The organism is Roseomonas acroporae, from assembly GCF_023223525.1.
GTDB classification, from domain to species: Bacteria; Pseudomonadota; Alphaproteobacteria; order Acetobacterales; family Acetobacteraceae; genus Roseomonas_E; species Roseomonas_E acroporae.
The window spans coordinates 1-8,745 of the sequence record NZ_JALPRX010000077.1; the positions used below are offsets into that span (position 1 = coordinate 1).

The 8,745-nt window shown below is 75.3% G+C and carries 8 protein-coding genes; 3 read left to right on the forward strand and 5 right to left on the reverse strand.

All coding sequences use genetic code 11. The annotated features are described in order from the left end of the window. Positions 1 to 156 precede the first annotated feature (156 nt). Together M0638_RS17715 and M0638_RS17720 are read left to right on the forward strand one after the other, a co-directional pair. Positions 157 to 882: a response regulator transcription factor gene (locus tag M0638_RS17715; protein WP_248668334.1), complete on the forward strand. Its 726-nt coding sequence runs from the start codon at positions 157 to 159 to the stop codon at positions 880 to 882. Between the two features lie 10 nt (positions 883 to 892). After that, entirely contained in the window at positions 893 to 2,272 is a 1,380-nt protein-coding gene (locus tag M0638_RS17720; protein ID WP_248668335.1) for an ATP-binding protein, read from the forward strand. A gap of 133 nt (positions 2,273 to 2,405) precedes the next feature. On the opposite strand, the gene M0638_RS17725 is transcribed toward M0638_RS17720, so the two are convergent. The 3 genes from M0638_RS17725 to M0638_RS17735 are packed head-to-tail and all read right to left on the reverse strand — an operon-like array spanning position 2,406 to position 5,577. Next, complete coding sequence (locus M0638_RS17725) at positions 2,406 to 3,425, reverse strand: tripartite tricarboxylate transporter substrate binding protein (protein WP_248668336.1); 1,020 nt, start codon at positions 3,423 to 3,425, stop codon at positions 2,406 to 2,408. After that, entirely contained in the window at positions 3,422 to 4,624 is a 1,203-nt protein-coding gene (locus tag M0638_RS17730) for a CaiB/BaiF CoA transferase family protein (RefSeq protein ID WP_248668337.1), read from the reverse strand. The genes M0638_RS17725 and M0638_RS17730 overlap by 4 nt, the downstream gene beginning before the upstream one ends. Further along, entirely contained in the window at positions 4,621 to 5,577 is a 957-nt protein-coding gene (locus M0638_RS17735) for a hydroxymethylglutaryl-CoA lyase (protein WP_248668338.1), read from the reverse strand. The genes M0638_RS17730 and M0638_RS17735 overlap by 4 nt, the downstream gene beginning before the upstream one ends. Before the next feature lie 156 nt (positions 5,578 to 5,733). Between M0638_RS17735 and M0638_RS17740 the strand changes: the two genes are divergently transcribed. Then, complete coding sequence (locus M0638_RS17740) at positions 5,734 to 6,552, forward strand: IclR family transcriptional regulator domain-containing protein (RefSeq protein WP_248668339.1); 819 nt, start codon at positions 5,734 to 5,736, stop codon at positions 6,550 to 6,552. Positions 6,553 to 6,593: 41 nt separating this feature from the next. On the opposite strand, the gene M0638_RS17745 is transcribed toward M0638_RS17740, so the two are convergent. Both M0638_RS17745 and M0638_RS17750 read right to left on the reverse strand, forming a co-directional pair. Beyond that, a complete protein-coding gene (locus tag M0638_RS17745; protein WP_248668340.1) occupies positions 6,594 to 8,099 on the reverse strand; it encodes a tripartite tricarboxylate transporter permease in 1,506 nt (501 codons plus the stop codon). A 9-nt stretch (positions 8,100 to 8,108) separates the two neighbouring features. Further along, positions 8,109 to 8,606, reverse strand: a complete 498-nt coding sequence (locus tag M0638_RS17750) for a tripartite tricarboxylate transporter TctB family protein (protein WP_248668341.1) — start codon at positions 8,604 to 8,606, stop codon at positions 8,109 to 8,111. Positions 8,607 to 8,745 lie beyond the last annotated feature (139 nt).

The following is an 8,745-nucleotide window of genomic DNA, read 5'->3' on the forward strand; positions in this document are numbered from 1 at the left end:
TTCGGCGGCAGAGGCGGCGCGAGAGCCTGCCCGCCCGTCCGCGAGCCTCCGGCGGCCTGCCCGGCGCCGCCCCGGCGCGGCGCGCGCCGTCTCGCCTTCCGGCGGCGAAGCGGTGACACTGCGCGGACCGATTCCCCGGGGGCGAGGAGCACCGCCGTGCGCGTGCTGGTGATCGAGGACGACAGGAGCACCGCCGACTACGTGGCCAAGGGCCTGGGCGAGGCCGGGCACGTGGTCGAGGTGGCGCGCAACGGCAAGGACGGGCTGTTCATGGCCCTGAACGAGACCTTCGACGCCATCATCACCGACCGCATGCTGCCCGGCCCCGACGGGCTGGCCATCCTGCGGGCGCTGCGCGCCTCCGACATCCGCACCCCCGTCATCATGCTGACCGCGATGGGCGAGGTGGAGAGCCGCGTCGAGGGGCTGGATGCCGGCGCCGACGACTACCTCGCCAAGCCCTTCGCCTTCAGCGAGCTGCGCGCGCGGCTGGACGCGCTGGCGCGCCGGCCCGCCGGCGCCATGGCCGAGGCGGCGGTGCTGCGCGTCGGCGACCTGGAGATGGACCTGCTGCGCCGCACCGTGCGCCGCGCCGGCCGGCCGGTGGAGCTGCTGCCCACCGAGTTCCGGCTGCTCGAGTACATGATGCGCCGGCCCGGCCAGGTGCTGACCCGCACCATGCTGCTGGAGCACGTGTGGGACTTCAATTTCGACCCGACCACCAACGTGGTGGACGTGCATGTCAGCCGCCTGCGCCGCAAGCTGGACGCCGCGGCGCCCCAGAAAGCTGTCGAGGGGACGGCCGAGGGCGCGGCCGAGGTCACGGCGCCGCTGATCCGCACCGTGCGCGGGGCCGGCTACGCGCTCGACCCGCCGGGCTGAGCGGCGCGCCTTGCCCCGACGCTGGCCGCCGGCCGGACTGCCGACCGCATGGCGCGACCTGACGCGTTCCTTCGCGCTGCGCACCGCGCTCGGCATCGCCGCCGTGGTGCTGGGGGTGAGCGTGCTCGGCTTCTCCTGGGGCTATCTGCGCGCCCAGGCGGCGCTGCGCGAGCAGCTCGACTACGCCGTCGCCTCCGAGGCCGAGAGCTTCGTCACCGACTTCGAGATGTTCGGCCCGCTGGTGCTGCTGCAGTCGGTGCGCGCCCAGGCGGAGCGGCGGAGCGGCAGCTACGTGCTGCTGCAGACCGTGACCGGCCAGGTGGTGGCCGGCGCCCTCCCCGGCGCCCCGGTCGGGTTGCGCGGCTTCGCCGACATCCGCTCGCCCTCGGGCCAGCAGCTCCGCGCCGTGGGCGCGGTGCTGCCGGGCGGGCTGAACCTGATCGTGGCCGCCGACACGGCGCCGGTCGGCCGCACCGCCGCGGCGCTGACCGGCACGCTGCCGCTGGCGGGCGGCCTCGCGGCGCTCTCGGCGCTCGGCCTCGGCTGGGTGGCGGCGCGCCGGCTGGAGCGGCGGCTGCGGCTGGTCTCCGAGGCGGCGCGCGAGGTGATGGCGGGCGACCTCTCGCGCCGCCTGCCCGCCACCGGCAGCCACGACGAGTTCGACCGGCTGGTCGCCACCATCAACGGCATGCTCGGCCGCATCGAGGCGCTGGTGGAGGGGCTGAAGCAGGTCACGGTGGACGTGGCGCACGACCTGCGCGGCCCGCTCTCGCGGCTGCGCCAGCGCCTGGAGGGCGCGCTGGCCCGGGCGCGCGACCCGGCGGCCGACGAGGCGGCGCTGGAGGCGGCGATCGCGGAGCTGGACGGGGTGCTCGGCACCTTCGCCGCGCTGCTGCGCATCGCGCGCGCCGAGGCGGGGCTGCGCGGGCAGGGCTTCGCGCCGGTGGACCTCTCGGCGCTGGCCGCGCAGGTCGCCGAGGTGTTCGAGGCGGTGGCGGAGGAGGACGGCAAGTCCCTCCTGGCCGGGATCGCGCCGGGCGTCACGGTGGAGGGCGACGCGGCGCTGCTGCGGCAGATGCTGGCCAACCTGGTCGAGAACGCGCTGAGCCATGGCGGCGACGGGGTGCGCGTGACGGTCTCCGTGCGGCGCGACGCCGATGGCGGGGCGGTGCTGTCGGTCGGCGACAACGGCCCGGGCATCCCGGCCGAGGAGCGGGAGAAGGTGCTGCGCCGCTTCTACCGGCTGGACCGGAGCCGGACGACGCCGGGAACCGGGCTCGGCCTGGCCCTGGCGGCGGCGGCGGCGAAGCTGCACGGGGCGGCGCTGCGGCTGGAGGAGGCGCCGGGCGGCGGCCTCTCGGTGGTGGTGGCGTTCCCGCCGAGGGGCTGACGGCCTCCCGCCGGCCCGCGGGAATGCGGCGCGGCGGGATTTCCCCGCGCGGCACGTGGCCGCGCCCGGCCCGCCGCGGGCAACCCCCTGCGCGATACCGCCCCGCACGGCTCGGGACGCGCGCCGGCCGGAATCAGTCCAGCGTGGCGCCCGAGACGCGGATGACCTCGGCCCAGCGCGGGATCTCCGCGCGGAGGAAGGCGGCGAAGGCGGCCGGCGGCAGGCCGCGCGCCTGCATGCCCTGGGCGGGAAGCTGCGCCTTCACCGCGGGCGATTCCAGCGCCCCGTGCGCCGCGGCGAAGACGCGCTCCGTCACCGGTGCCGGCAGCCGGGCCGGGCCGAACAGGCCGATCCAGGGCTCCACCACGAAGTCGGGCATCCCCTGCTCGGCGGCGGTGGGGAATTCCGGCAGCTCCGGCAGGCGCGCGGCCGAGAGCAGCGCCAGCGCCCGCATGCGCCCCTCGCGCACATGCGGCAGCACGCCGGTGACGCCGTAGACCAGCATCGGCACCTGCCCCGAGAGCAGGCCGGTCATCGCCTGCGCCGCGTCGCGGAACGGCACGTGGACCAGCGGCGCGCCGGTCCTCGCCCGCAGCAGCTCGCCCGCGAGGTGGCTGGAGCTGCCGCTGCCCACCGAGGCGTAGTTCACCCCGCCCTCGCGCGACTTCGCGTAGGCGACGAACTCCCCGAGGTTCCGCGCGGGCACGGAGGGGTGCACGACCAGCAGGTTGGGCAGGCTGGCGGCCAGCATGACCGGCGTGAAGTCGCGCAGCACGTCGTAGGGCGGGCTGCGCATCAGCGAGGGCGCGATGGCGTGCGGCGCGATGCTGCCCATGACCAGCGTGTGCCCGTCCGGGCTCGACTTCGCGACGAAGTCGGAACCGACCACGCCGGAGGCGCCGGAGCGGTTCTCCACCACCACCGGCTGCCCCAGCGCCTGCGCCATGGCGGGCGCCATCTGGCGGGTCAGGATGTCGGTCGCGTTGCCGGGCGCGAAGGGGACGACGAGGCGGATCGGCTGGCTCGGGAAGCCCCGGGGATCGGCGAGGCCCTGGGCGCGGGACCGGCGCGGCAGCGCGGCGCCCGTCGCCGCCAGGGACGCCGCGCCGCGGACGAGGCGGCGCCGCGTCGGACCGGAGTGCCGCTCCGTCATTCCACCCGCTCCCGCCCGTCCTGCCGCCCCGCCGCCTCGCCCGTCCCCCCGAGGGGCGGCGCGCCGTGCGCGATGGCGGGCCGCCGCCCGTCGAAGGAGACCGGCATCGCCACCAGCCGGAAATCCTCGCCGGGCACGGGCTGGAGCATGCCGGACGCCTCGGTGTGGGGATCGGCCAGCACCTCGGCGATGCTGTTGATCGGCGCGCAGGGCACGCCGGCGGCGAGCAGCCGCTCCAGCCAGTGCTGCCGGCCGCGCCCCGCCAGGATCGCCGCGACCAGCGGCAGCAGCACCGCCTGGTTCGCGAGGCGCGCCCGGTTGCGGGCGAAGCGCGGGTCCTCCGGCCACTCCGGGTGGCCGAGCACCTGCGCCAGCTTGGCGAAGAGCCGGTCGTTGCCGCAGCAGACCAGCAGCGGCCCGTCGGCCGTGTCGAAGCCCTGGTAGGGCACGAAGGCCGGATGGCCGGAGGCGTGGCGCTCCGGCTCCTTCCCCTCGTTGACGTAGGCGTCGATCTTCTGCCCGGCCCAGAGGATCGCCGTCTCGAACAGCGAGGTGTCGACCACGCAGCCCTGGCCGGTGCGCCGGCGCCGCTCCAGCGCGGCCAGGGCGCCGATCACCGTCCACATGCCGGTGCCCTGGTCCACCACCGAGGCGCCCATGCGCACCGGCGGCCCGCCCGGCGCGCCGGTGATGCTGGACAGGCCGCACCAGGCCTGCAGCAGCGGCTCGTAGCCCGGCCGGTCGCGCAGCGGCCCGCGCTGGCCGAAGGCGGAGATGGCGCAGTAGATCAGGCGCGGGTGCCGCGCCCGCACCGCCCCGGCGCCGATGCCGAGCGCCTCGGGCGCGCCGGGGCGCAGGTTGTGCACCAGGATGTCGGCCTCCGCGAGCAGCCCGTGCAGCGCCTCGACGCCGGCGGGCGACTTCAGGTCGAGCACCACGGAGCGCTTGCCGCGGTTGAATTCGTGGAAGATCAGGGAGTCGCCGCGCCGGAAGGGCTGCCCCATCTGGCGCGCGTCGTCGCCGCCCTCGGGCTTCTCCACCTTGATGACCGTGGCGCCGAGATCGGCCAGGATCGAGCCGGCGAAGGGGCCGGCCAGCACCTGCCCCAGCTCCACCACGCGGATGCCGGCGAGCACGCCCGGCGGGGTCGCGTGCCGCGGGCCAGGGAGCGCGTCGGGGAGCGCGTCGGGGGCGCTCATGCCGCGCGCCGCTCCGGCAGGCCGGCATGCATCAGCCGCCCGCCGAGCGGCCGGCCGACGATCCGCTCGGCGAGCCGGGACGCCTCCACCAGCGCGCCGAGATCGATGCCGGTGCCGATGCCGAGCCGGTCGCAGAGGAAGGCCAGGTCCTCGGTGCAGACGTTGCCGGCGGCGCGGTGGTCGCCATGCGCGGCGAAGGGGCAGCCGCCGAGGCCGGCCACCGAGCTGTCGAAGGCGTCCACCCCCATCTCCAGCGCCGCCGCCACGTTGGCGAGGCCGAGGCCGCGCGTGTCGTGCAGGTGCAGGCCGATCCGCGTCTCCGGCAGCGCCTCGCGCACCATGCCGACCAGCCGGCGCACCTCGTCCGGCCCGGCGAGGCCGACCGTGTCGGCCAGGGTGATCTCGGGCAGCACCTGCCCGCGCTCGCGGCACAGCCGGTCCACCCAGGTGGCGAGCCCGACGACGTGGCGCGGCGGCACCGCGCCCTCGTAGCAGCAGCCGAAGGCGGTGACGATGATGGCGCGCGACAGCGGCACCCCCGCCTCGGCGTAGAGGTCGAGCCAGCGCGCCTGCCGCGCGTGCATCTCGTCCGCGGCGCAGTCGTTGTTGCGCCGCGCGAAGCTGTCCGAGGCGTAGAGCGCGAGCCGCCCTTCCAGGTCGACGCCCGGCGTGGCGCGGGCGCGGTGGAAGCCCTGCTCGTTCAGCCACAGCCCGTCGTAGTGGACGCCGGGACGGCGGCGGATCAGCGCGAACAGCGCCTCGGCATCCGCCATCTGCGGCACCTTGCGCGGGCTGACGAAGGAGGCGACCTGGATGCTGCGCAGCCCGGCCGCGGCCAGCGCCTCGACCAGCGCGGCGCGCTCGGCCAGCGGGTAGGGGCGCGGCTCGATCTGGAAGCCCTCGCGCGGGCCTTCCTCGCGGATCGTGACGTGGCGTGGCCGGTCGCCTGCCATCCGGTTTCCTCCCTGTGCCACCTGCTGGGCCACCTGCTGGGCCGCCCGCTGGGCCGCCTGCCGCGGAACCTCGCCGGGGCGCTTCCTGCGACAGGAAGTTTCCGCTATACGGAAACTTCTCCGCTTTCCGGTCATGCTAGGGAGGGACCTCGCCGGGTGTCAACGCGCTTCGCCGGGCTGGAGCAGGACCTGCTGCAATCGCTGGCCAAGGGCCTCGCGGTGATCGAGGCCTTCGGCCCCGAGACGCCGCGCCTGACGCTCAGCCAGGTCGCCCGCCGCATCGGCCTCTCGCCCGGCTCGGCGCAGCGCGTGCTGCGGACGCTGGAGCATCTCGGCTATGTCGGCCGCGAGGACGGCGCCTTCTCGCTGCGGCCGCGCGCGCTGCTGCTGGGCTACGCCTACCTCTCCTCGCAGCCGCTCGCCGCCATCGCGCAGCCGATCCTCGCCGCGCTGACCGAGCGGACCGGCGAATCCTGCTCGCTGGCGGTGCTGGACGGGGCGGACGTCGTCTATGTCGGCCGCGCCGCCGCGCCGCGGCTGCGGCGCGACTACGTCTCGGTCGGCACGCGCATCCCGGCGCACACCACCTCGGTCGGCAAGGTGCTGCTGGCGGCGCTGCCCGAGGCGGCGCTGGAGGCGTGGCTGCGCGCGACGCGGCTGGAGCGCGTCACCCCGCACGCCATCGCCGAACCCGCCGCCCTGCGCGACGCGCTCGCGGCGGTGCGCCGGCAGGGCTACGGCGTCAACGACCAGGAGACGATCATGGGCATCCGCTCGATCGCCGTGCCGGTGCGGGTCGCCGGCCGGGTCGAGGCGGCGCTGGGCATGAGCGGCGAGGTGGTGCGGCTGGACGTCGCGGAGATGGTCGCGCGCCTGCTGCCCCTCCTGCGCGATGCCGCCGACTCGCTCGCCGGCACCATGGCGGCGCGGGAGCGCGGCGAGAGCCTGGGCGTCGAGCCCTGGCGCGTGCGGTAGGGGCGCGTGCGGTAGGGGCGCGGGCGGCGGGCCCGCCCGCGTCAGGCCTCCGCCCGCGCCGGGTCCTTGCCTGAGGCGCGCCGCCACAGCCACACGCCCACCGGCCAGAGCAGCGCGCCGAAGGTGATGGCGGCGAGCACGGCCGAGACGGGGCGCTCGAAGAAGGGCAGCACGGAGCCGTCCGACTTGATGAGCGAGGTGACGAAGTTCTGCTCGACCATCGAGCCCATGACGATGCCGAGCACCAGCGCCGCCACCGGGTAGCCGTTGCGCTCCATCACGTAGCCCAGCGTGCCGAAGGCCGCGACCAGCACGACGGCGAACAGGTTGTTGCCGGTGGCGAAGGCGCCGACGGCGCAGAGCAGCACGATCACCGGCATCACCGCCGCGCGCGGGGCGCGCAGCACCAGCCCGGCGATGCGGATCATCGCGATGCCGAGCGGGATCATGATGATGTTGGCGATGATGAAGATGAGGTAGAGCGCGTACATCTGCGGCGCGCGCTCGGTGAACAGCGTCGGGCCCGGGTTCAGGCCCTTCATGTAGAGCACGCCGATGGCGATGGCCGTGATGGTGTCGCCCGGGATGCCGAACAGCAGCGAGGGCACCCAGCCGGAGGCGAGCGAGGCGTTGTTGGAGGCGCCGGCCTCCACCAGCCCCTCCGGGTGGCCGGTGCCGAACTTCTCCGGCGTCTTCGAGAACCGCTTGGACATGGCGTAGGAGACCCAGGCCGCCATGTCGGCGCCGGCGCCGGGCAGCACGCCGATGATGATGCCCACGATGTTGCCGCGGATCAGCGGCTTCGGGTATTCGCGCGTCAGCCGCCACTGCCCGGCGAGGATGGAGCCGAAGCGGCGGCGCGGCAGCGGCGGCGGCTCGGGCGTGACGCAGGCGCGCATCACCTCGGAGACGGCGAAGACGCCGACCAGCACGGGGATCGGCTCGATGCCGCCGAGCAGGTCGGTCAGGCCCAGGGTGAAGCGCGGCGTGCCGGCCGGGTTCTCCATGCCGACGCAGGCGAGGAGCAGGCCGAGCAGCATCGAGGCGATCGCCTTGATCGGCGAGGAGCGCGCCACCAGCGTCGCGCACATCAGGCCGAGGAAGGCGAGCCAGAAGTACTCGAAGGAGGAGAAGTTCAGCGCCATCTCCGCCAGCATCGGCGCCATCAGCACCAGCGACAGCGTGCCGACGATGCCGCCGATCGCCGAGAACCAGAGCCCGGCGCCGAGCGCCAGCTCCGCCTGGCCCTTGCGCGTCATCGCGTAGGCCTCGTCGGTGTAGGCGGCGGAGGCGGGCGTGCCGGGGATGCGCAGCAGGCAGCCGGGGATGTCGCCCGAGAAGATCGCCATGGCCGAGGCCGAGATGATCGTGGCCAGCGCCGCGATGGGCGAGAGGTAGAAGGTGACGGGCACCAGCAGCGCCGTCGCCATGGTGGCGGAAAGCCCGGGCAGCGAGCCCACCACCAGCCCGTAGACCGAGCTGAGCAGGATGGCGATCAGCACGTCGGGTGCTGCGACGAGGGCGATGGCCTGGAGGAAGTCGTGCATCGCGCGCGCTCACCAGGGCAGCGGCAGGATGCCGTCGGGCAGCGGCACCAGCAGCAGCTTCGAGAAGACCAGGGACACGCCGAGCGGCGCCAGCAGCGCCAGCGGCACGGCGAGGCGGGCGCGGGCGCCGAGGGTGAAGGCCATGGCCAGCACGACCAGCGCGGCGGTGGGCAGGAAGCCGAGCCGGTCCACGGCCAGCACGTAGAACAGCAGCAGCGCGGGCGGCACCAGCAGGCGCAGCAGCGGCACGGCGCGGTGGACCACGGCGGCGGGCAGGCCGGCGGCGGGGGAGCCGGAGGCCGGTTCCTCCTCCGGCACCTCGAAGGAGGCGCCGACGCCGAGCACGATCAGCACGCCGCAGAGCACCAGCCCGGCGCCGATCAGCATCGGGAACACCGAGGGCCCGATCTCCTGCCCGGGCACGCCGGGCAGCCTGGCGCCGAACACGATGGCGAGCACGCCCAGCAGCGCGAGCACCGCCCCGGTCACCCGGTCGGAGAGCTGCATTCCGGACCTTCCTTCCCTCCCGCCGGCCATTCCTGGGCCGGTTCGGTGCGGGAAGGGTGCCAGGGTGGCGGCGGGGGGTGCAACCCCCGGCTCCCTAGAGCATGCTGCGTTTACATGGAAGCGTATCCTGAGTTGGCGA